Annotated in this window: 20 protein-coding genes and 1 pseudogene; 7 read left to right on the top strand and 14 right to left on the bottom strand. The window is 68.9% G+C overall.

The features are described 5' to 3' along the window. Positions 1-6: 6 nt before the first annotated feature. Positions 7-1,191, top strand: coding sequence for a MarP family serine protease (locus OO71_RS28250; protein WP_033292954.1), 1,185 nt, complete (start codon positions 7-9; stop codon positions 1,189-1,191). A gap of 76 nt (positions 1,192-1,267) precedes the next feature. Here the strand turns inward: OO71_RS28250 and OO71_RS28245 are convergent, their stop codons facing one another. Genes OO71_RS28245 through nhaA form a run of 3 tightly spaced genes read right to left on the bottom strand, consistent with a single transcriptional unit; the run spans position 1,268 to position 3,969 of the window. Further along, entirely contained in the window at positions 1,268-2,185 is a 918-nt protein-coding gene (locus OO71_RS28245; RefSeq protein WP_033292953.1) for an alpha/beta fold hydrolase, read from the bottom strand. Positions 2,186-2,218: 33 nt separating this feature from the next. Further along, positions 2,219-2,725: a phage holin family protein gene (locus OO71_RS28240; RefSeq protein ID WP_033292952.1), complete on the bottom strand. Its 507-nt coding sequence runs from the start codon at positions 2,723-2,725 to the stop codon at positions 2,219-2,221. 59 nt (positions 2,726-2,784) lie between these two features. Next, positions 2,785-3,969, bottom strand: a complete 1,185-nt coding sequence (nhaA, locus tag OO71_RS28235; protein ID WP_033292951.1) for a Na+/H+ antiporter NhaA — start codon at positions 3,967-3,969, stop codon at positions 2,785-2,787. Positions 3,970-4,170: 201 nt separating this feature from the next. Between nhaA and OO71_RS28230 the strand changes: the two genes are divergently transcribed. Continuing rightward, entirely contained in the window at positions 4,171-5,628 is a 1,458-nt protein-coding gene (locus OO71_RS28230; RefSeq protein WP_033292950.1) for a peptide MFS transporter, read from the top strand. On the opposite strand, the gene OO71_RS28225 is transcribed toward OO71_RS28230, so the two are convergent. Further along, a complete protein-coding gene (locus OO71_RS28225; protein WP_033292949.1) occupies positions 5,625-6,347 on the bottom strand; it encodes a VIT1/CCC1 transporter family protein in 723 nt (240 codons plus the stop codon). The two genes, OO71_RS28230 and OO71_RS28225, sit on opposite strands and share 4 nt — an antisense overlap. A 179-nt stretch (positions 6,348-6,526) precedes the next feature. Here OO71_RS28225 and OO71_RS53390 point away from each other — a divergent pair. Continuing rightward, a pseudogene (locus OO71_RS53390) lies at positions 6,527-6,691 on the top strand (cupin domain-containing protein); the annotation flags it as partial. A gap of 98 nt (positions 6,692-6,789) precedes the next feature. On the opposite strand, the gene OO71_RS28220 reads toward OO71_RS53390, so the two are convergent. The 3 genes from OO71_RS28220 to OO71_RS28210 form a co-directional block, all read right to left on the bottom strand. Further along, entirely contained in the window at positions 6,790-7,287 is a 498-nt protein-coding gene (locus tag OO71_RS28220) for a DUF6319 family protein (RefSeq protein ID WP_033292948.1), read from the bottom strand. A 189-nt stretch (positions 7,288-7,476) separates the two neighbouring features. After that, positions 7,477-9,456, bottom strand: a complete 1,980-nt coding sequence (gene acs / locus OO71_RS28215; protein WP_033292947.1) for an acetate--CoA ligase — start codon at positions 9,454-9,456, stop codon at positions 7,477-7,479. A gap of 106 nt (positions 9,457-9,562) precedes the next feature. Continuing rightward, positions 9,563-10,141 (bottom strand): GNAT family N-acetyltransferase, encoded by a 579-nt coding sequence (locus OO71_RS28210; RefSeq protein WP_033292946.1) that lies wholly within the window; start codon positions 10,139-10,141, stop codon positions 9,563-9,565. A 114-nt stretch (positions 10,142-10,255) separates the two neighbouring features. Here OO71_RS28210 and OO71_RS28205 point away from each other — a divergent pair, with 114 nt between their 5' ends. Together OO71_RS28205 and OO71_RS28200 are read left to right on the top strand one after the other, a co-directional pair. Further along, the gene (locus tag OO71_RS28205; protein WP_033292945.1) at positions 10,256-10,750 is read left to right on the top strand and encodes a phosphoribosyltransferase; all 495 of its coding nucleotides are present in this window, start codon (positions 10,256-10,258) and stop codon (positions 10,748-10,750) included. Then, positions 10,747-11,469, top strand: coding sequence for a Fic family protein (locus OO71_RS28200; RefSeq protein ID WP_033292944.1), 723 nt, complete (start codon positions 10,747-10,749; stop codon positions 11,467-11,469). Before OO71_RS28205 ends, OO71_RS28200 begins: the two co-directional genes overlap by 4 nt. Before the next feature lie 57 nt (positions 11,470-11,526). On the opposite strand, the gene OO71_RS28195 is transcribed toward OO71_RS28200, so the two are convergent. Further along, a complete protein-coding gene (locus OO71_RS28195; protein ID WP_033292943.1) occupies positions 11,527-12,087 on the bottom strand; it encodes a TetR/AcrR family transcriptional regulator in 561 nt (186 codons plus the stop codon). Positions 12,088-12,176: 89 nt separating this feature from the next. Between OO71_RS28195 and OO71_RS28190 the strand changes: the two genes are divergently transcribed. After that, a complete protein-coding gene (locus tag OO71_RS28190) occupies positions 12,177-13,034 on the top strand; it encodes an aldo/keto reductase (RefSeq protein ID WP_033292942.1) in 858 nt (285 codons plus the stop codon). Here the strand turns inward: OO71_RS28190 and OO71_RS28185 are convergent. Continuing rightward, the gene (locus OO71_RS28185; RefSeq protein ID WP_033293065.1) at positions 13,021-13,890 is read right to left on the bottom strand and encodes a sigma-70 family RNA polymerase sigma factor; all 870 of its coding nucleotides are present in this window, start codon (positions 13,888-13,890) and stop codon (positions 13,021-13,023) included. The two genes, OO71_RS28190 and OO71_RS28185, sit on opposite strands and share 14 nt — an antisense overlap. 90 nt (positions 13,891-13,980) lie before the next feature. Between OO71_RS28185 and OO71_RS28180 the strand changes: the two genes are divergently transcribed. Continuing rightward, a complete protein-coding gene (locus OO71_RS28180) occupies positions 13,981-14,421 on the top strand; it encodes a carboxymuconolactone decarboxylase family protein (RefSeq protein ID WP_425388706.1) in 441 nt (146 codons plus the stop codon). A 61-nt stretch (positions 14,422-14,482) separates the two neighbouring features. Here the strand turns inward: OO71_RS28180 and OO71_RS28175 are convergent, their stop codons facing one another. The 5 genes from OO71_RS28175 to OO71_RS28155 form a co-directional block, all read right to left on the bottom strand. Then, on the bottom strand, positions 14,483-17,041 hold the full coding sequence (locus OO71_RS28175) for an ABC transporter permease (RefSeq protein ID WP_033292940.1): 2,559 nt from the start codon (positions 17,039-17,041) through the stop codon (positions 14,483-14,485). Between the two features lie 2 nt (positions 17,042-17,043). Next, positions 17,044-17,784, bottom strand: a complete 741-nt coding sequence (locus OO71_RS28170) for an ABC transporter ATP-binding protein (RefSeq protein WP_033292939.1) — start codon at positions 17,782-17,784, stop codon at positions 17,044-17,046. Positions 17,785-17,893: 109 nt separating this feature from the next. Beyond that, the gene (nicT, locus tag OO71_RS28165; RefSeq protein WP_156096568.1) at positions 17,894-18,976 is read right to left on the bottom strand and encodes a Nickel transporter NicT; all 1,083 of its coding nucleotides are present in this window, start codon (positions 18,974-18,976) and stop codon (positions 17,894-17,896) included. A 331-nt stretch (positions 18,977-19,307) separates the two neighbouring features. Then, on the bottom strand, positions 19,308-20,237 hold the full coding sequence (gene murQ / locus OO71_RS28160; protein ID WP_033293063.1) for an N-acetylmuramic acid 6-phosphate etherase: 930 nt from the start codon (positions 20,235-20,237) through the stop codon (positions 19,308-19,310). A 17-nt stretch (positions 20,238-20,254) separates the two neighbouring features. Beyond that, complete coding sequence (locus OO71_RS28155) at positions 20,255-21,166, bottom strand: MurR/RpiR family transcriptional regulator (protein WP_033292938.1); 912 nt, start codon at positions 21,164-21,166, stop codon at positions 20,255-20,257. Positions 21,167-21,385: the final 219 nt, after the last annotated feature.

Here is a 21,385-nt window from a genome sequence, read left to right as displayed (position 1 = left end):
CGGCGGGTGAACTGGGTCGATGTCGTCGTCCTGCTGCTCGCGGTCATGGCCGCGGTCTCCGGGGCCTTCCAGGGCGTGATCGTGGCGCTGCCCGCGCTGGTGGGTGTTGCGCTGGGCGCGGTGGCCGGGGTGAAGCTGGCGCCGTTCGTGATCAGCCTCTTCGACAGCCCGGTGGCGAAGGTCGCGTTCGCCTTCGCCGTGGTCGTGTTCCTGATCGTGCTCGGCGAGACGCTCGGCGTGTGGGCCGGCCGACGGCTGCGGCAGAAGATCAATCCGGACAAGCTTTCCGGCATCGACAAGACCCTCGGCGCGATTCTGCAGGCGGCCGCGGTGTTCGTGGTCGCGTGGCTGGTCGCGAACCCGCTCACCACGGTGTCCGCGATTCCCGGGCTCGCGAAGTCGATCAACTCCTCGGTAGTGCTCGGCGAGGTCAACGACCTGATGCCGGCGCAAGCCCAGGGTCTGCCGAGCGATTTGCGCAAGCTGCTCGACGCGTCCGGCTTCCCGTCGGTGCTTTCGCCGTTCGAGAAGGCACCGTCGGCGGACACCCCGCCGCCGGACACGTCGCTGAACGTCTCCGCGGTGGCCCGGCGCGTGCACGAGAGCGTGGTGAAGATCCGCGGTAATGCGTCGTCGTGCTCCCGTGCGCTGGAGGGCAGCGGGTTCGTGGTCGCGCCGCAGCGCGTGATGACCAACGCGCACGTCGTGGCGGGTACCGACGAGGTCGGCATCGAGTCCACGTCCGGCGATTACCGGGCGCGCGTCGTGTACTTCAACCCGGAGGTCGACGTCGCAGTGCTGGCCGTACCCGGTCTGCGTGCGCCGGCGATGCCGTTCGCCCCGGAAACCGCGCGGAACGGCGACAACGCGGTGGTGCTCGGCTACCCGCTCGACGGCCCGTACACCGCAACGCCCGCCCGCGTCCGCACCCGGATCAACCTGCGGGGCCCGGACATCTACGACGCGAAGACCGTGCAGCGCGACGTGTTCACGATCCGGGCCACGATCCGCAGCGGCAACTCCGGCGGCCCGATGATCACGCCCGACGGTGACGTGATCGGCGTGGTCTTCGGCGCGGCGGTCGAGGATCCGGACACCGGCTTCACCCTCACCGCGGACCAGGTGCGCGCGGAGGTCGACGCGGCGCCGTCGCAGACCGCCCGGGTCAGCACCGGCGCCTGCGCGAGCTGAAGTTCCCCGCGCGGGCGAAGTCCGTGAAGGGAACCATGAGGGAATCTGCTGGCCTGAAGGTGGCCTTCACGGACGGTCAGCGGACGAAGTCCACAACGGACTTCGTGACGCGGTCCGGGTCTTCCAGGTGCGGGAAGTGCCCGATGCCGGGCCACGGACGGGGTTCGCGGTGCGGTCCGGCCCATTGCACGGACGCCAGCGCGGTCTCGGGTAGCACGCAGGTGTCGTCGGCGCCGTGCAGTTGCAGTACCGGGGCCGTGATCCGCTGATCGACCGCGTCGGTGAACCGGCGGCCCTCGCCGCGGAACTGTGCGCGGAAGGCCCAGCGGTAGTACTCCAGCGCGGAATGCGGGACGCCGGGGACGAGCATTGCTTGCCGGAACAGCGGAATCGTCGCGGCGAAGTCCGAAGAGGACTGCCACGCGGCGCCGGACCACGTGCCGAACAATTCCTCGACAGCCGCCGCCTCGTCGCGTACCAGCCATTTCTCTGGCGCCATCGGGACCTGGAACCGGAAAAGATGCCCGACCGCACGGGCCTGCGCGCTCGACCGTTTCACCGCGGACTTGAGCGCCAGCGGGTGCGCCGCGCCGATGGCGGTCACCGAAGCGACCAGCCGGGGGTGCAGCGCCGCGACCGTCCAGGCGAGCATTCCGCCCCACGCGTGGCCGACGAGGTGCGCGCGTCGCGCCCCGAGCGTCTTGATCAGCCCGCCGACGTCACCGGCGAGCGTCCATGCGTCGTAACCGCGCGGGGGCTTGTCCGAGTCGCCGTAGCCGCGCAGATCAACCGCGACCGCGCGGAAGCCCGCGTCGGCGAGCGCGGGCAGCTGGTGGTGCCAGGTCCACCAGAACTCCGCGAACCCGTGCAGGAACAGCACCAACGGACCCTCGCCGCACTCGGCGACGTGCAGCCGGATGCCGTTGGCGGAGACGTCGCGATGGGTCCACGGCCCGTCGACGCGCACGATCGACGGGTCGGGCGTCAGCTCCACCACCTGCTCCGCCTCAGCCGGGGAGAGCCGGGGTCAGACCCGCGTCGACGGCAGGTCGTCCCCGGAGCCCTCGGCGTCCTTGCGCGGTTTGAGCGCCGCGGCCGTCTCCTTGAAGCTGTCGATCGTGCGTTCCGGCGCGCGCAGCTTCTTCACCTTGCGCCAGCCGAGGAACGCGGTGGCCGCGGTGGTGAGGAGCATCAGGCCGAACACGGCGGCGAAGGCGGGCCAGCGGATGCCCCACCAGTCCGACAGTCCCTCGGCGACCAGCAGGAACAGGAAGAACGTGCTGTACAGAAAGACGGTGAGGGCGATCAGGAAGAAGACCGTCCCCTTGAGCGCCTTCTTCGCCTCCTGCGCCAGCTCGGCTTTCGCCAGCTCGATCTCGGCGCGGACCAGCGTCGACAGGTGCTGGGTGGCATCGCCGACGAGCTTGCCGATGGACTGCTCGCTCGCCGCGGCTTCCTCGTCGCTGGACAGGGGCAGGTACGGCACGGCCCCCACGCCGTCGGGGCTGGTGCGCTCGTGTTTGGGGCTGCTCACCGGGTCATCGTGCCACGTGGCCGTTCACCGGGCGCGACGGACCGGCGGGAGTGTCGTGATCAAGCCGCCTTCGCGTGGATCCGGCTGCGCCGAAGCAGCAGTACGGCGGACGCCAGCGAGGCGATTGCGGACGCGATCAGCACCGCCGCCTTCGCCACTTCGCTCGCTTCGACGGGTAGCGCGAGGTCGGCGATCAACAGGCTCACGGTGAAGCCGACACCGCCGAGCAGCGACAACGCAGCGACGTCACGCCAGCCCATCCCGCTCGGCTTTTCGGCCACCCGCAGCTTCACTGCCAGCAGGCTTGCCCCGAAGATGCCGATGAACTTGCCCGCGACCAGTCCGAAGAGGACAGCCAGCGGCAACGCCGTGGTGAACACCGTCGCGAGCGCGTCGCCGCTCACCGAAATCCCCGCGGCGAACAAGGCGAACACCGGCACCGCGACCGCGGCCGACCACGGCTGCAGCCGGTGTTCGAGCCGGACGGCGGGAGCTTCTTCCTCGCCCTCGTCCGGACGCACGCGGGTGAGCAGGCCGAGCGCGACCCCGGCGATCGTCGCGTGGATTCCCGCCGAATGCACCGCGACCCAGGTGATCACCGCGAGCGGCACGTACAGCCAGGGCGAGCGGACCCGCTTGTGCTGCAGGAACGCGTACAGCCCCAGCGCGATCACCGCGATCCCGGCCGCAAGCAGGTTGAAACTGCTGGTGAAGATGATGGCGATGACCAGGATCGCGCCGAGGTCGTCCACCACGGCAAGGGAAAGCAGGAAGACCCGGGCGCTGCTCGGCAGGTTCGACGCGGTCAGCGCGAGCACCCCGAGGGCGAACGCGATGTCGGTGGCCACCGGGATCGCCCATGCGCGGTCGATTCCCGGCGTGCCCCAGCCGATCGCCAGCGCCAGCACCGCGGGCACGATCATCCCGCCGAGCGCGGCGAGCACCGGTAACACGGCTTGCCGGAACCGCGACAGCTCGCCGACGACGAGTTCCCGTTTCAGCTCCAGCCCGGCGACGAAGAAGAACAGCGCGAGCAGCCCGTCCTTCGCCCAGTCGCCGACGGTGAGATCGAGATGCAGGAATTCGGGACCGACCCGGAAATCGCGCACGGCCTCGTATGCGGGCGCCAGCGGCGAATTGGCCCAGACCAGGGCGACGGCGGTGGCGGCAAGCAGGATCAGCCCACCGGTGGTTTCGGTGCGCAGGTAACGGGCGAACTCGGCGACGGCGCGGGCAGGCGACACGTACGGCTCCTCCAGGGGTCGGCAATACAAGTCGCCGACCAGGCTTCCCGGCTCACCTGTACGTCATTTTAACGCCCGCGCCGCGCGTTGTCCGTGGTTTGTCGCCGAAGACATACGGATGCCGGTGCCTCGTTCACCTGTTCGGCTTCTAGCATGCCAACTGAGAACGACAACGTTGTCTAGCATGAGGATGAGACAGCTGTGAGCAGCCCTACCGACGTCCGGCAGGACACCAGATTTTTCGGGCACCCGCGCGGATTGGCGAACCTTTTCGGCGTGGAGATGTGGGAACGCTTCTCCTACTACGGGATGCAGGGCATCCTCGCCATCTACCTCTACTACGAGGCAGGCAAGGGCGGCCTCGGCATCGACCAGAGTGCCGCGCTCGGCATCGTCGGCGCGTACGGCGGCACGGTGTACCTCGCGACGGTCGTCGGCGCGTGGGTCGCCGACCGGCTGCTCGGTTCGGAACGCACGCTGTTCTACAGCGCCATCGTGGTGATGATCGGCCACATCGCGCTGGCCCTGCTGCCGGGTCTGACCGGCGTCGGGGTCGGCCTGGCGTGCGTCGCGCTCGGGTCCGGTGGCCTCAAGGGCAACGCGACGTCGGTGGTCGGCACGCTGTATGCCGAAGGCGACGAGCGCCGCGACGCCGGGTTCACGATCTTCTACATGGGCGTGAACCTCGGCGGGTTCCTCGGCCCGCTGCTGACCGGGCTCGCGCAGAAGGAAGCCGGGTTCCACTTCGGCTTCGGGCTCGCCGCGATCGGGATGGCGCTCGGCCTGATCCAGTACACGATCGGGCGGAAGAACCTCGGCGCGCGGGCGTCCGAGGTGCCGAATCCGCTGCCTGCTTCGCAGCGGCCGCTCATGGTCGGCGTGGCGCTGGTGATCGTGGCCGCGATCGTCGCGCTGATCATGTCCGGCGTCGTCACCCCGGACAACCTGGCCGACGTGGTCGTCTACGTCGTCATCGCGATTTCGGTGGTGTACTTCCTGGTGATCCTGACCAGCCGGAAGATCACCTCGGACGAGCGCAGCCGGGTGCTGTCGTTCATCCCGATGTACATCGCGAGCGCGGCGTTCTGGTCGCTGTACCAGCAGCAGTCGACGGTGGTCGCGGTGTACAGCGACGAGCGGCTCGACCGGGATCTGTTCGGCTGGACGATGCCCGTGTCGTGGGTGAACTCGATCAACCCGGTGTTCATCATCGTGTTCGCCCCGGTGATTGCGGCGGTGTGGACGAAGCTCGGGCCGAAACAGCCGTCGACACCGATGAAGTTCGTGCTCGGCACGGTGCTGATGGGGCTGGCGTTCCTGCTTTTCCTGCCGATGACCGGTACCGGCCAGAACGGCAGCCCGCTGATTGCGCTGGCGGGCATCCTGTTCGTGTTCACCATGGCCGAGCTGATGTTGTCGCCGGTGGGGTTGTCGTTGTCGACGAAGCTGGCGCCGGCCGCGTTCCGGACGCAGATGGTGGCGCTGAACTTCCTTTCCGTGTCACTGGGTACGGCGATGTCGGGCAAGCTCGCCAAGTCCTACGACGTGCACAGCGAAACGCCGTATTTCAGCATCATCGGCGGCGTGGCGATCGTGGTCGGGTTGCTGCTGCTGGCGTTGATCCCCTACATCCGGCGGCTGATGAAGGGCGTGCACTAACCGACGGTGGTGCCGAAAAGCACCCCGACGAAGTACGTGACGAGCATGGTGAGGGCGCCGATGCCCACGTTGCGCGCGATCGCGCGCCCCACCTGCGCGTTGCCGAGCCGGGCGCTGACGAACCCGGTGAGCGTGAGTCCGACGACCACCGCCAGCGCGCACGCCCACACCCGGACTCCGACCGACGTCCACGCAATGGCCAGCAACGGCAGCAAAGCACCGACGGAAAACGCCAGCAGCGACGCCCAAGCCGCCTGCCACGGGCTGGTGAGATTGTCCGGGTCGATGCCCAGCTCGGCCTCCGCGTGTGCCTGCAGCGGATCTTTTTCGGTGAGCTCGCGGGCGACCTGTTTCGCCAGTTCCGGCGAGAGCCCCTTGTCCTCGTAGATCCGGGCGAGTTCGTGTTCCTCGGCTTCCGGCATCGTTTTCAGTTCATGCTTCTCGAGCCGCAGCAGGGCGCGTTCCGTGTCGCGCTGGGTACTCACACTCACGTATTCCCCGCCCGCCATGGAAAACGCGCCGGCGACGAGTCCGGCAATTCCGGCGGTGAGGATCGCGGTACTGCTGGTGGTGGCGCCCGCGACCCCGACGACGATCCCCGCGACGGACACAATCCCGTCGTTCGCCCCGAGAACCCCGGCCCGCAGCCAGTTGAGCTTCCCGCCGAGATCGTCGTGCGGCTCGTGCGCGTGCACGGCGTCACCCATCGTTTCGGTCACGGTTCCAGTGAATCACGGAAATTGCGGAACTGCGATATTTGCGGAGCTGTCGGGAATGCGGTTAAGAAAGGCAATCCTCAATGAATTGTGCCTTACCTGGCCGGGGAAATAAGCTGTCGTGATGGAGCAGGAGTGGCGCACGTTGTCGGTGGTGGAAGGAAAGCCGTTGCGCGGCGAGCGTGGCGTCGGCTGAGCACAGTCACGACCACGACAGCATCGTGCACGTGCTGGAAGGACGGCTGCGCGGCACGGTGGACGGCGCGTGGGCCGAACTCGGGCCGGGTGACGTGGTGGTGCATCCGCGTGGCGTGCGGCATCACGTGGAGGCCGTGACGGACAGCCGGTGGACCCGAGTTCAAAGCACCGTTGCCGGAACGGCCGCCGGTGGGCTGACCGCGATCGCCCGGGCTCCGTGCGGAACCCGGGCGATCAGGGGGGTGGCTCAGACGTCGAGCTCGGCCAGCGCTGCCTTCGCGGCTTCCAGCTCGGCCTCGAGCTGCGCGACCTTCGCGGCCTGTGCCTCGCGGGCGGCGTTGATGACCTCGTCGATCGGGCCGGACAGGTCCTCGTGCAGTTCCTTCGCCGCGCGCGACACCGCCGCGGCCGGGATCTCCAGGCCCTTCGCGACCCACTTGCTGCCGTTCTTCAGCTCCGCCTGCCACTCGCCGTCGGCCGTGCCGGTGACGGTGAGCGTGAGCTCCACGGTGCGGGTCTTCTTCGCCGTGGACGGCGCGGCCTTCGCCCGGCCACGCTTGGGCTTCGGCGATTCGACCGGCGCCGGTGCGGCTGAATCTTCAGTGCTTGCCGTAGCCGAGTCCGGCTCCGCTGGCGCGGCGGCGGGCTCGGTGACCTCCGGGGCGGTGCCGGCTGCCGGCGGCGCTGACGCCGCTGCCGTCTCGGCTGCGGTGTCCTCGTCGTGCGTCAAGGCTTCCACGGACATTCGTGTCGTCTCCTTGCCCGGATCTGGGGTGGGTACGCGGGCATCTTAGAACATGCGTTCGACGATTGCGCGCCGGGGGGTGATCACGTCGGGAAGCGCCCCAATGTGGCATTGGGTGCGTGGGATGCACCGAATGCCACATTGGGTGCGTCAGATGCACCCAATGCCACATTGGGGTCGCAACAGGGGCTACTCCTCCTTGCCGGACTGCAGCCCGGTGGAGATGAGGGCCATGACCGACGAGTCGGCGAGCGTGGTGACGTCGCCGATGGCGCGGTTCTCCGCGACGTCCCGCAGCAGCCGGCGCATGATCTTGCCCGAGCGGGTCTTCGGCAGCTCCGGCACGACCATGATCTGCCGCGGCTTGGCGATCGGCCCGATCTCCTTGGCGACGTGGTTGCGCAGGTCCTGCACGGCCTGATCACCACCGTCCACGGCGTCGCCGCGCAGGATCACGAACGCGACGATGCCCTGTCCGGTCGTCGGGTCGGTGGCGCCGACCACGGCCGCCTCGGCGACGGTCGGGTGCGACACGAGCGCGGACTCGACCTCGGTGGTGGAGATCCGGTGCCCGGACACGTTCATCACGTCGTCGACCCGGCCGAGCAGCCAGATGTCGCCGTCGTCGTCGTACTTCGCGCCGTCACCGGCGAAGTAGTAACCCTGGTCGGCAAAGCGCGACCAGTACGTCTCGCGGAAGCGCTCCTCGTCGCCCCACACCCCGCGCAGCATCGACGGCCACGGCTTGTCCAGCACCAGGTATCCGCCGCCGCCGTGGCCGACCTCGGTGCCGGTGTCGTCGACGACCTTCGCCGAGATCCCCGGCAGCGCGCGCTGCGCCGACCCGGGCTTCGCCGACGTGACACCGGGCAGCGGCGAGATCATGATCGCGCCGGTTTCGGTCTGCCACCACGTGTCGACGACCGGCGTCTTGTTCGCGCCGATGGTCTCCCGGTACCAGATCCACGCCTCCGGGTTGATCGGCTCGCCGACCGACCCCAGCACGCGCAGGCTCGTCAGGTCGTACCTGGCCGGAATGTCCGCGCCCCACTTCATGAAGGTGCGGATCAGCGTGGGTGCCGTGTAGTAGATCGACACCTGGTACTTCTGGATGATCTCCCAGTGCCGTCCCTCGTGCGGGGTGTTCGGCGTGCCCTCGTACACGACCTGCGTGACGCGGTTCGCCAGCGGCCCGTACACGATGTACGAGTGCCCGGTGATCCAGCCGATGTCGGCGGTGCACCAGTAGACGTCTTCGCCGGGTTTGTGGTCGAACACGACGTTGTGCGTGTACGCGGTCTGCGTGAGGAATCCGCCCGACGTGTGCAGGATGCCCTTCGGCTTCCCGGTGGTACCCGAGGTGTAGAGGATGAACAGCGGGTGCTCGGAGTCGAACGCCTCGGGCTGGTGCTCGGCGGACTGGCCGTCGACGAGCTCGTGCCACCACAGGTCACGGCCGTCGGTCCACGGGGTCTCGCCATCGAGGTCGCTGCCGGTGCGCTTGACGACGATGACCTTCTGCACGGATTCCGCGCCCTGCAGTGCCTCGTCGACGTTCGCCTTCATCGGCGCGGCCTTGCCCCGCCGGTACTGCCCGTCCGACGTGATCACGATCTTCGCCGCCGCGTCGTCCACGCGGGCCCGCAGCGCGGTGGGCGAGAAACCGCCGAACACCACGCTGTGCAGCGCGCCGATCCGCGCGCACGCGAGCATCGCGAAGATCGCCTCGGGGATCATCTGCAGCTGGATCGCCACGATGTCTCCGGCTACTACGCCGAGTGCCGTGAGCGCGTTCGCCGCCTTCGACACCTCGTCCTTGAGCTGGGCGTACGTGATGTCGCGGGTGTCGCCCGGCTCGCCGATCCAGTGGATCGCGACCTGGTCGCCGTGCCCGGACTCGACGTGCCGGTCGACGCAGTTGTACGCGACGTTCAGCTTGCCGCCCACGAACCACTTCGCGAACGGCGCATTGGTCCAGTCCAGTACCTGGGACCACTTGGTGTCCCACGACAGCCGCTCGGCCTGTTCGGCCCAGAACTGCTCGCGATCAGCGTCCGCGGTCGCATACAACTCGGCCTTCGCGTTCGCCTGACCGGCGAACTCGGCGCTCGGGGGGAATGTGCGGCTCTCGGTGAGCAGGTTGTCCAGCGCTGGGGACTGCTCGGTCATGGTGCAAGGCCTCCTGTAGTGCGAACCCGCGGCTCAGGGAACGCTAGCGACGTTAGTCCGCCCTCGACAAGGTTGCAGCCACGTTGCGTTCATCGCTCCGCGGCGCTCAGCCGAGGCGGGCCAGCAGCCGCGCCCGTGCTCCCGGCCATTCGGCGTCGGTCATCGAGTAGAGCACTGTGTCGCGGCTCGTGCCGTCCGGGCGGATGCGATGTGCCCGGAGAAGCCCTTCCCGCAGCGCGCCGAGGCGCTCGATGGCGCGCTGGGAACGCAGGTTGCGCGAGTCGGTCTCCCAGGCGACGCGCTGGGCGCCCCACGTCTCGAAGGCGTTGCGCAACAGAAGGAACTTGGCCTCGGTGTTGAGCGCGGTGCGCTGGAAGTCCGCGCCGATCCAGGTGTGCCCGATCGACAGGATCCGGTGCTTCGGGACCACCTGGTAGTAGGACGTGGTGCCGGCGACGCGGCCGGACGCCAGGTCGATCTGGGCCCACGCGCGGCGGTCCGGATCGGCGACGGCTTGCTTGACCATCGACTCGGCTTCGCCCAGGTCGGCGGGCTGGCGGACGCTCAGCCAGGCCCAGATGGCCGGGTCCGCGCCTGCTTCGAAGAGGCCCGCGACGTGGTCCGGGGTCAGAGGTTCGAGCCGGACATGGCGGCCGGACAGGACGGGGTGTTCGTTCCAGGTCACGGACCCACGCTACGACGGTAAGTGGCTGTTCCAGAGAGCCATTTCCTGATCATTTCACCAGGCCACTGGGGCGCCGCTTATGCTCGCGGCACGATCGGGAAAGTAGGGGCGCGCATGGCGGAGCGGGAAGAGCTCACCTGGGAACTGTTCGGTTCGGCCAGCCGGGAGCTGGCGCAGGAGGTGGCCTCGGACGGGTTCGCCCCCGACCTGATCCTCTCCATCGCGCGCGGCGGGCTGTTCGTCGCGGGCGCGCTCGGGTACGCGCTGGACGTGAAGAACCTGCACGTGATGAACGTCGAGTTCTACACCGGGGTGGACCAGCGGCTCGACCTTCCGGTGATGCTCCCGCCGGTGCCCAACGTGGTGGATCTCACACACAAGAAGGTGCTCGTGACCGACGATGTCGCGGACACCGGGGCAACGCTCAAGCTCGTCCGCGACTTCTGCGCCGACCATGTCGCCGACGTGCGCTGCGCGGTCGTCTACGAGAAGCCCACGTCTACGGTGAAGTGCGAGTACGTGTGGCGGCGGACCGACCGGTGGATCAACTTCCCGTGGTCGGTGCTGCCGCCGGTCGTGCAGCGCGCCGGGCAGGTGCTGGACGCATGAGCGACCCGCTGAAGCCCCTGCTCGAGCTTGCCGGGGTCGCCGCCGCGGCCAAGGCGGCGCAGGATGCGGTGTTCGCCGTGCACCGGTTGCCCGCGAACCTGCGCGGTGGCGCGGAAACGGCGGCCGAAGCGTCGGTACGGGCGGCGCGGGCGTCGGCCGGGATCGATGGGGCGAATCCCGAGTTGCCTGCTGATGGTTCGGTGACGGATCCGGTGCTCGCTGGGGCACTGCGGGTCGCGGAGAAGCTGGAGTCGTTGCTACCGACCTGGCGGCGGGCGCCGTTGCAGGCGTTGGCTCGGGTGCATTTGCTGGCCGCGTCGGATGTGGTGTCGGATCCGGATCAGCTCGGGCGGCCGCAGCGGGGTGGGGAGCGGTTGGAGTTGCTGGCGCAGCTCGTCACGGGTGCGACTTCGGTGCCGGGTCCGGTGCTCACCGCGGTGGTACACGGCGAGCTGCTTGCGTTGTCGCCCTTCGGTTCCGCGGACGGCGTGGTCGCTCGGGCGGCGGCGCGGCTGTCGATGATCGCGACGGGGCTGGACCCGAAGGCGTTGACCGTGCCGGAGGTCGCGTTCTTCCGCCGGGTGCCTCGGTATGTGGAGGCGGCCGCCGGGTTTGCGGGCGGGACCCCGGACGGTGTCCGCGAGTGGCTGCTGTTTTGTTGTGAGGCCTTCGAAACCGGCGCTCGTGAGGCCCGGAGCATCTCGTCTGCCGCGGGCTAAGTCCGTGAAGGGAACCATGAGGGAATCTGATTCCGTGAAGGTGGCCTTCACGGACCTTCAGTGCTTGCGGACGGCGTCGATCAGCAGGTCCAGCATTCGGGCGAGTTGGTCCTGACCTCCGGCCAGTGACGTCGCGGCGAACATGCCGACGACGCTTGCCACGATGTCGTCGGCGCGGACGTCGTCGCGGAGGGTGCCGTTTGCGACGCCCGCGTCCAACACGGTCTGTACGGCAACGCTCAATTCCTCGCGTGCCAGCGACACGGTGACCGTTTCGTTGGCGAAGACCGCACGCAGCGCGTCGGCCATTTCCTGTTTCGCTGTCACGTAATCGGCGAAGCGGTCCATCCACAGCCGCAGCGCGCGGATGGGTTCGTTCTTCGCGAGCAGCACGCCCGCGCTCGCGCACATCTGCTCCAGTTCCTCGCGATACAGCGCTTCCACCAGCGCCTCGCGGGTAGGGAAGTGCCGGTACAGCGTGCCGATGCCGACCCCCGCGTCCCGTGCGACCTGCTCCATCGTCACCGGCCCGGCTGCGAACGCCGCGCGACCGGCTTCCAGTAGCCGCCTGCGGTTGCGTTCGGCGTCGGCACGCGGGCGCCTCGATGGGTTCGACATGATGCGGAGGGTCCTCCGGTTCTGGTACGGTGAATCCGGAGGCGCCTCCGAATCCACTGTCACTCTGCCACAGCTGGAGTCATTCACTCATGACCGCACTCGGATCCACCGCGCGACTGGCCGGACGCGACGTCGCCCGCATCGGTTTCGGCGCCCTGCAGCTCGAACGCACTGACGTACCTCGAGAAACCCTGTACCCGGTCCTGCACGCCGCGCTCGACGGCGGCGTGAACCACCTCGATACCGCGCATTTCTACGGAGCGGCCAACGATGTCATCCGCGAAGCCCTTCACCCGTATCCGGACGACCTCGTGCTGGTCACCAAGGTCGGCGCGAACCGCCGGGACGGCGCGCTCGTCGCCGCGCAGCAGCCGGCCGAGCTGCGGGCCCAGGTCGAGGAGAACCTGGCCACGCTCGGCGTCGAACGGGTCGACGTGGTGAACCTCCGCCGCATCGACGCGCCGCCTGGCATCATCGCCGAGGGCGACCAGATCGTCGACCTCGACGACCAGCTCGCCGAGCTGATCTCCTTGCGGGAGCAGGGAAAGATCGGCGCCATCGGGTTGAGCAACGTGTCCGCGGACCAGCTGCGCCACGCCCTTCCCGCCGGAATCACCTGCGTGCAGAACAACTACAACCTGCTCGACCGCACCGCCGAGCCGGTGCTGGACCTGTGCCGTGAGCACGACCTCGCGTGGGTCCCGTTCTTCGCGCTGGGCGCGAGGTACCCCGGCTTCCCGCAGGTGACCGAGGACCCGGTCGTCCAGGAAATCGCGCAGGACCTCGGCGGTACCCCGGCGCAGGTCGGGCTCGCCTGGCAGCTGGCGAACTACGAGGGCACCTTGCTGATCCAGGGCACGACGTCGCTCGAACACCTTGCGGAGAACCTGGCCGTGGCCAAGATCGAACTGCCCGCCGCCGCGCTGGATCGGCTCAGTTCACGCTGATGTCCAGCGTGGCCAGGCGTTCGACGTCGGCGAGGATGTCGATCTCCACGATCAGCCCGTCCGACACCGTGAACGCCAGCACCGACACCGGTTTCCCGTCGCGCGTGGCGACGATCCCGGGGCCGCCGTTGACCACGGCGTAGTGCGAAACCAGGCCGACCGGACGGAACCGCGACGCATTGCCCGCGACTTCCGCGGCACCGCGCACGACCTTCGAATCGGGGCCGCCGGTGTCCACGCGCAGCAGGGCGTCCGGGTGCAGGAGTGCGACGAGACCGTCGAAATTCCCGCCACGCGCGGCGGTGAGCCAGGCGTCTGCGATCCGCCGTTGCTGGCTGCGGTTCGGCGGTCCGGCCGGGGTCGCGCCCTGCACCCGCCGCCGCGCGCGGCTGGCCAGCTGCCGTACCGACGCGCTGGTCCGGTCGAGCATTGACGCGATTTCGTCGAACGGCACGGCGAACATGTCGTGCAGGACGAAGGCGAGCCGCTCGGCCGGGTCGAGCGCTTCGAGCACGACCAGCAACGCGAGCCCCACCGAATCCGCGAGGACCTCCTGCTCGGCCGGGTCGACGCCGTCACCGGACTCGACCACCGGGTCGGGCACCCGCACGTCGAGGGGGTCCTCGCGGCGGGTCGCGCGGGAGCGGAGCATGTTGAGGCACTGCCGGGACACGACTGTGGTGAGCCAGCTGCCGATGTTGCGGACGTCGTCCCCGGACGAGCGCGTGACCCGCAGCCAGGTCTCCTGCACGGCGTCGTCGGCTTCGGCGAACGAGCCGAGCATCCGGTACGCCACCGCCCGCAACCTGGGGCGATGCTCTTCGAACTGCGCTGCCCAAAAGTTTTCGTCCTGCACTGTCACATCTTCTCCTTCCGCCGGGTCCTACCACCAGGACCCGCCGAAACCGGCGGACGTGACAGAGGGAGATCGATCATGCAGGCACGGATGAGCCACCCGGTTCAGGTACACCCGGACGCGATGAAGGCGCTGTACGCGCTGAGCACGGCGACGAAGGACAGCACCGTACCGGCGACCACGCACCACCTGATCCACCTGCGGGCGAGCCAGATCAACGGCTGCAGCGTGTGCGTCGACATGCACGCGCGGGAGATGAAGGAAGCCGGGGAGAAAGACGAGCGGATCTGGGCGGTCGGGGCCTGGCGCGAATCGCCGTACTTCACCGACGCCGAGCGGGCGGCCCTCGCGCTGACCGAGAGCGTGACCCGGCTGGCCGACCGTCCGGACCCGGTCCCGGACGACGTCTGGGACGCCGCCGCGGACATCTACGACGAGAAGGAACTGTCGTCGCTGCTGCTGTCCATCGCGGGAATCAACGTCTGGAACCGGCTGAACGCCGCGATCCGGCAGCCGGTCGGGACGTTCTGAGTGGTCCGGGGGTGATGCCGGGGCGGCGGAAGGGGATCGACCGCCGCCCCGGCACCGGCTTTCACTCGCGCAGGCCGATGGAATCGATCGGCCGGGCCCGCAGTGCGGTGCGGGTAGCGAGGCCCATCGCGAGCATCCCGAGCAGGATCGCACCGCCGATGATGCCGAAGTACACCGCAATCGGACCGGACGGCAGCGGCAACCCGGTGAGCCCGATGTTCAGCACTGCCAACGGAATCAGCGGGATCAGCGTGCCGACCACCACCGCGACGCCCACCGTCGCGAGTGCTTCCAGCCGCATCATCCGCACCACCTGGCGGCGCGTGCTGCCGATCAGCTGCAGCAACGCGAACTCCCGGTTGCGCTGCACGGTGCTCATCACCAGCGTGTTGGCCACCGAGATCGCGACGTACCCGAGGATCACGCCGATCGCGATCAGGTTCAGGTAGAACTGCGCCTGCTGTTCGGTGCGCTCCGGCGCGGAAGCCTTGGTCTGGCTCACCGCGGTACCCGGGTACTGTGCCGAAATCCCTTGCAACGCAGTGGCAACGGCGTTCGCGTCGGCGCCGGGGGCGAGCTTGACCAGTACCGAACCGTCGAGCTGGCTGGTGGTGTGCTGGCGGGCCAGATCGGCGGGCAGGACGAAGCTGCCGAACGCCATGTCACGCGTGTACGTGGCGACCACGCGCAGCTTCGCCGGGCTACCGTCACCGAGGATCAGGTCGATCTCGTCGCCGACCTTCTTGCCCATCGAGTCGGCTTGTGCCCGGCTCAGTGCCACGGTGTTCCCGGTCAGGTCGGCGATCCGGCCGGTGTCCACGCCGAGGTCGAGATTCCCCTGCAGCTGGTCGCCGTTGACGCCCTGGGCGCCCGACTTCGTCACTTCCTGGTCTTCGAGAACGGTCTGGAAGGTGAGCACCGACGTGGTGACCACCGAGGTCGCCGACGCCACGCCGGGCGTGTGCCGGACCGCTTCGGCCACCTCCGGCGAGAGGCCGCCGGTGGAACTCTTGAGGACGTAGTCGGCGGTCGTCGCGCCCGCGGCCTGGTCGTTCGCCGCCGCGGTGCTGGAGGTTTGGCTGTAGTAGAAGGAAATCGCGAACGCAACGGCCAGCATCAGCGGGGTCACCGCGGCGGCGAGCCGGCGGGAGTTGGCCCGGCTGTTGGCCGCGGCGAGGTACCCGCTCGACCGTGAAACCCGCGACAGCACCGGCGCGACCAGCTTCGTCATGAACGTGACCACCTGCGGGCCGACCACGGCGAGACCGATGACCACCACGAGCGTCGCCGACGTGGCCGCCGCGGTCGCGATTTCTCCGCGCAACCCCAACGGAACCAGCGCCGCGCCGAGCCCGATCAGCACCAGCGACCAGCCGGTGACCAGACGGCTCATGCCCAGCTTCGGCTTCTCCACCGCGGCTTCGCTCAGCGCCTCGACCGGGTTGATCGACGCCGGGCGCCGCGAAGCCGACCACGCGGCCAGCCACGCCGTGGCGAGCCCGAGCACCAGCGCGGCGGCCAGCGGGATCGGGCCGATGACGAGCGAGAAGTCCGAAGGCACCACGCCGATTCCGGCGAACGCACTGCGCAGGCCGAGCGCGACCGGAATGCCGAGCAGTGCACCGAGCACCCCGGCTGCCCCGGCGACGATCGTGGTTTCCAGGCCGATCAGCCGGCGGACCTGCTTCGGCGTGGCCGCAATTGCCCGCAGCAGCGCGAATTCCCGGCGGCGCTGGTTGATCAGGAGGGTGAGCGTGCTGGCGACCACGAAGACCGCGACGAGCAGGACGTAACCGCCGAAGGAACCGGCGACCGCGAGCAGGATCGTGCGGGTCTGGCTGACGTCGGCGAATTCGACGGTGCTGCGCTCGACGCCGGTGGTCACCTCGGCCTGCTGCTGGCCGACCGCTGTACGGACCTGCTCGGCCAGCGTGTCCGCCGAAACTCCGGGCGCGGCGAGTACGCCGATCGCGTGCACCTGGCCCGGACGGCCGGACAGTTCCGCGGCCTTTTCCGCACTGAAGAACAGCGCCGACTGCCGCGAAAGGCTGTCCCCATCGCTCGGCGCGGCGATGCCGGAAACCGTGAACCCGATGGGCTTGCCGTGCGTTTCGACCTGGATCTGCCTGCCGACGTCGACCCCGGCGCGCTTGGCGAGACCGGCGTCGAGCACGACCTCGTCCGGCCCGGCGGGCGCCTTGCCCGAGCGGAGGGTGAACGGCGCGAGCGCGGCGGCGTCCCAGTTGTGGCCGAGCGACGGCACGTCGGCGAGCAGCTGGCCGTCGCGGCCGACGACGTAAGCGGGGAAGTTCTGCTCGCCGACCGCGGCGCGCACGCCGGGCAGCCCGGCGAGCTTGCCCACGAGGTCGGCGGGGAGGGTCGCCTGCTCGGAGAGCTTCTCGAAGGTGAGCGCGTCACCGCTGGGCGGCTTGATCGTCTGGACGCCGCCGACCACGACGGCCGCGTCCGCGTAACGCTGGGTCGGAACCCCGGCGCGGAGGCCGGAGTCCATGAGGATCCCGCAGCCCGCGACGAGCGCGGTGCCGAAGAGGATGGCGATGAACGCGCCGATGAACCCACCGAGCCGCGTCCTGATGGTCTGCCAGGCCAGCGACAGCATCGTCACCACTCCCCGAGGTGGGTCATGCGCTCCGCCACCTGGTCGGGGGTGGGCCGCATGAGGGTGCCGGCGAGCTTGCCGTCGGCGAGGAAGATGACGCCGTGCGCGGCCGAGGCGGCCACCGGATCGTGCGTGACCATGAGGACCGTCTGGCCCATCTGCTCGACGATCGCGCGCAGAAGGTCGAGGACCTGGCGTCCGGTGCGGGTGTCGAGCGCGCCGGTCGGCTCGTCGGCGAGCACCACCTCGGGACGGGTGACGAGCGCCCGCGCGATCGCAACCCGCTGCTGCTGCCCGCCGGACAGCTCCGACGGACGGTGCGTGAGCCGGTCGCCGATCCCGACGCGCTGCACGATCTCCGCGAGCCACGCCGGGTCGGCCTTCCGCCCGGCGAGCCGCAGCGGCAGGGTGATGTTCTCCTGCACGGTGAGCGCGGGCAGCAGGTTGTAGGCCTGGAAGACGAAGCCGATCCGGTCGCGCCGCAGCTGGGTCAGCGCGGCTTCCTTGAGCCCGCCGATCTCGGTCCCGCCGAGCACGACCCGCCCCGCCGTCGGCTGGTCGAGCCCGGCCGCGCAGTGCAGGAACGTGCTCTTGCCGGACCCGGACGGCCCCATGACCGCGGTGAAGGTCCCCTTCGGGATTCCGATGGAGACGCCGTCCAGCGCGACGACTGCCCCGTCGCCGGACCCGTACACTTTCCGCACCTCGTCCAGCTGAAGCGCGTACGCGCCTGACCTCGTCACGACTGTCCCCTTAAGACTGAAAGATTCTGTCGTGAGCAAAGATATGGCGAGGGGGCACCGGCTTCGATCCGGGCAGCGGGCCAATCCGGGGTAGCGCCTGCTGTACCTGCTACGAGTCGGCCAGCCGCGCGGACCACTTCTCCTCGATCCGGCCGAACCGCCACACCGCGAGCGCCACCACCCAGGTCACCACGAAGAGGCCGACGATCGCGAAGCCGACGTAATCGAGGTCCACGGCGGCAATGGCCGCGAGGGGACCGGAGGTGATGTCGAGTTTTTCGGCGAGCAGGCCGATCAGTTCGATGGTCCCGATGCCGAGCGCGACAGCCACGGAAAGCGCGGTGACCGTGAGGTTGTAGTAGATCTTGCGGATCGGGCGGGAGAAGGCCCAGCCGTAGGCGTAGTTCATGAGGACACCGTCGGCCGCGTCGAAGAGGCTCATTCCGGCGGCGAACAGGATGGGCAGCACCAGGATCGCGTACCACGGCAGGGCGAATGCGGCCGCGCCCGCGGCGAGCACGAGCAGCCCGATCTCCGTGGCGGTGTCGAAGCCGAGTCCGAAAAGGACTCCCACCGGGTAGATGTGCCACGGCTTCCGCACGGCTTTCGTGGCGCCGCGCAGGAGGCGGTTCATCAGGCCGCGGTTGTCGAGGTGGCGTTCCAGCTCGGCCTCGTCGAGTTCGCCGCGGCGCATCCGGGCGAAGACGCGGACGATCCCGACGAGAACGACGATGTTCATGATGGCGATGAGGTAGAGGAAAACTCCGGATACCGAGGTGCCGATGATGCCGGTTGCTTCGTGGAGTGCTGATCCGTCGTCCTCGAGTTGTCCGGCGACGGCGCGGACGCCCAGGGAGAGGAGGAGGCAGAGGGCGAAGACGATCGTCGAATGTCCCAGGGAGAACCAGAATCCGACGGAAAGCGGGCGTTGTCCGTCGGCCATGAGTTTGCGGGTGGTGTTGTCGATGGCGGCGATGTGATCGGCGTCGAATGCGTGCCGCATGCCCAGGGTGAAGGCGGTTACGCCCAGGCCGATGCCGAAGCCTCCTGCTGCGCCTAGTTCGTAGTGTTTTGGTGCTACGACCAGGATTAGCAGGCCCCAGCCGATGATGTTGAGGAGGAGGATTGCAGCGGCCATGCCTCCGATTGACCATCGGTCGGATCGGGTTAGGCGCCGGGCTGCGTTGGTCATATCTGAAAGGCTAAGCAGGTGAGCAGGTTTTGTGCAATGGGTTCCGGATGGTGGGGGGGCGGGAACTGTTGCGTGGGGCACCCCGAAGCCCGATCGTGACGACGTGCGGAAGGGCTTGTCAAGGCGGGAAAGATGCCTTGACAAGCCCTTCCGCACGTGTGGGGGCTTCGGATCGGGGTGCAGGGCGGGGGCTGGGTGCCTGGGTTCGGTGAGTCTGGCCGCGCGGCAAAGCTCGGTGCGGTTGGTTGGGTGGGTGGTCTGTGAAGGGAACCATGAGGGAATCTGATTCCGTGATGGTTCCCTTCACGGACGTGGGGGACGGGGAAGTGTGTCAGCCTGCGCGTAGGTGTAGCGAGTCCAGTGCTTGCCGTACGTGGCCGCCTGCGGAGGCCAGTGCTTCTGCGGCGTGGGTGACGTCGCTGCCGGACAGCAGGTGTACCAGTGCCACCTTGAGGTCGCCGCCGGCTTCGGTGAGGGCGTCCGAGCAGTCGGCCATCGTCATGCCGGTGGCTTCCTGCAGGATGCGGATCGTGCGGCCGCGCAGTTTTGCGTTCGTGGCTCGCATGCTCACCATCAGGTTCGAATATGTCTTGCCCAGCTTGATCATCGTCGCGGTGGAGAACGCGGTGAGGATCAGTTTTTGTGCTGTGCCCGCCTTCATGCGGGTGGAACCTGCGATGACTTCGGGGCCGGTGGCCACGGCGATGAGTACGTCCACCCCAGCCGGTTTTGCGGCGCGTGGGTTGGCCGAAACGAGCCCGGTGTGTGCCCCGGCTCGGCTGGCTGCGGTGAGTGCGCCCAGGACGAACGGCGTGCGTCCCGATGCGGCCAGGCCGAGTACGAAATCGCCCGGCCGTACTGTGCCGGCGAGTTCGGCTGCGCCGGCGTCCTCGTCGTCCTCGGCGTTCTCGACTGCTTGCCGCAGTGCCTTTTCGCCGCCCGCGTGGTGGGCGACGAACCAGTCGGCGGGCACGTTGAACGTCGGCACGAGCTCTGCCGCGTCCAAGGTGGCCAGCCGGCCGGAGGTTCCCGCACCGACGTAGTGCACGCGCCCGCCCCCGCGCAGTGCCTCCACGGCGTAGTCCACGGCACGCGCCAACTGCGGCAGCACCGCGGCCACCGCGTCCGGCACCCGGCGATCCTCGGCGTTGATCGCGCCGAGGATCCCCATCGTGGACATGAGGTCGATGTCGACCGTGCGCGGGTTGCGCTGTTCGGTCGGCGAATCGACGTGCACCGTCTGGCAGGGGACGGTCATCAGGTTCCTCGCTTCTCGGTTCACTTGCCGGTTTCCCGCGGGCGGCGGCGACCGTCGGGCCTCACCCCGAGCCGGTGCGAGCCGACCGCGTCCCTCGTCGCGTCCAGCGCGTTGACCGACGCCTCCATGTGCCGCTGCGCGACGCCGATGAAGAGGCAGTCGATCACGGTCAGCTGGGCGATCCGGCTCGCGGTCGCCCCGGACCGGAAGGTCGTTTCGCGCGCGGCCGTGGTGAGCACGTGGTCGGCTACCTCGGTGATCGGCGAGCGCGGGAAGTTGGTGACCGCCACGGTCGCCGCGCCGTGCTCGCGGGCGACCCGCAGCGCTTCGACGGTGTCCGTGGTCGCGCCGGTGTGCGAGACGCCGATTGCGACGTCGCCCGGCTTCAGCACCGCGGCCGACGTGAGCATGATGTGCGTGTCCGACCAGGCGAAGCTGATCCGCCCGATCCGGTGCAGCTTCTGCTGCAGGTCCGCGGCGACGAAAGCGCTTGCGCCCACGCCGTACACGTCGACCCGGCCCGCCTCGGCGACGAGGTCGATCACGCTCTGCAACGACGCGACGTCGAGCTGGTCGGCGGTCTCCTCGACGGCGCGCGCGTCGGCGAAGCTGACCTTGCCGATCACTTCGGCGAGGCCGTCGCCCGGGCCGATCTCGCCGCCGAGGTTGCGCGAAGTGCGTGCCTCGGTACGCGCGGTGTCCGCGGCCAGTGCGATGCGCAGCTGCGGATAGCCGCCGACGCCGACCGCCTTGCAGAAGCGTGTAACGGTGGTCTCGGAGGTGTTCGCGGCGAGCGCGACCTCGGTGATGCTGCGCCGCGCGACGGCGGCGGGATCTTCCAGAACGACCTTCGCGACGCGCTGCTCGGCGCGGGCGAGCCCGGGCAGCAGCGAGCGGATGCGGACCAACGGGCTGGCGTCCGCATCGCGCACCGTCGCCTGAGCTGGGACGTGCTCGGACGGTGCGCTGGTGACTACGGATTCTGTATCATCCGCCGTCGGAAAGTTACTAACCGTTGGCATTTGAGACAAGGCTACCCACATCCTTCGGCAGGATCACAACCCGTCCGTGTCTGCGGACTTCGGTTTGCGATTAATCGTTGTCAAGAAAGTCGCCAACCGGGTCGTCCTTGTTAACGAGCTCAAGCTAAC

Origin of the sequence: Amycolatopsis jejuensis, from assembly GCF_000717335.1 — a bacterium.
GTDB lineage: Bacteria > Actinomycetota > Actinomycetes > Mycobacteriales > Pseudonocardiaceae > Amycolatopsis > Amycolatopsis jejuensis.
Note: the sequence above shows the minus strand (reverse complement) of the source record. Positions and strands in the feature narration are given on the sequence as shown.

What these genes read in the sequence shown, in the direction of transcription:
- OO71_RS28180 (WP_425388706.1), top strand. Translation starts at nt 13,981, where the DNA reads ATGAGCCACCCGGTTCAGGTACACCCGGACGCGATGAAGGCGCTGTAC.
- OO71_RS28205 (WP_033292945.1), top strand. Translation starts at nt 10,256, where the DNA reads ATGGCGGAGCGGGAAGAGCTCACCTGGGAACTGTTCGGTTCGGCCAGC.
- acs (WP_033292947.1), bottom strand. Translation starts at nt 9,456, where the DNA reads ATGACCGAGCAGTCCCCAGCGCTGGACAACCTGCTCACCGAGAGCCGC.
- nicT (WP_156096568.1), bottom strand. Translation starts at nt 18,976, where the DNA reads ATGACCAACGCAGCCCGGCGCCTAACCCGATCCGACCGATGGTCAATC.
- OO71_RS28190 (WP_033292942.1), top strand. Translation starts at nt 12,177, where the DNA reads ATGACCGCACTCGGATCCACCGCGCGACTGGCCGGACGCGACGTCGCC.
- OO71_RS28200 (WP_033292944.1), top strand. Translation starts at nt 10,747, where the DNA reads ATGAGCGACCCGCTGAAGCCCCTGCTCGAGCTTGCCGGGGTCGCCGCC.
- OO71_RS28195 (WP_033292943.1), bottom strand. Translation starts at nt 12,087, where the DNA reads ATGTCGAACCCATCGAGGCGCCCGCGTGCCGACGCCGAACGCAACCGC.
- OO71_RS28220 (WP_033292948.1), bottom strand. Translation starts at nt 7,287, where the DNA reads ATGTCCGTGGAAGCCTTGACGCACGACGAGGACACCGCAGCCGAGACG.
- OO71_RS28175 (WP_033292940.1), bottom strand. Translation starts at nt 17,041, where the DNA reads ATGCTGTCGCTGGCCTGGCAGACCATCAGGACGCGGCTCGGTGGGTTC.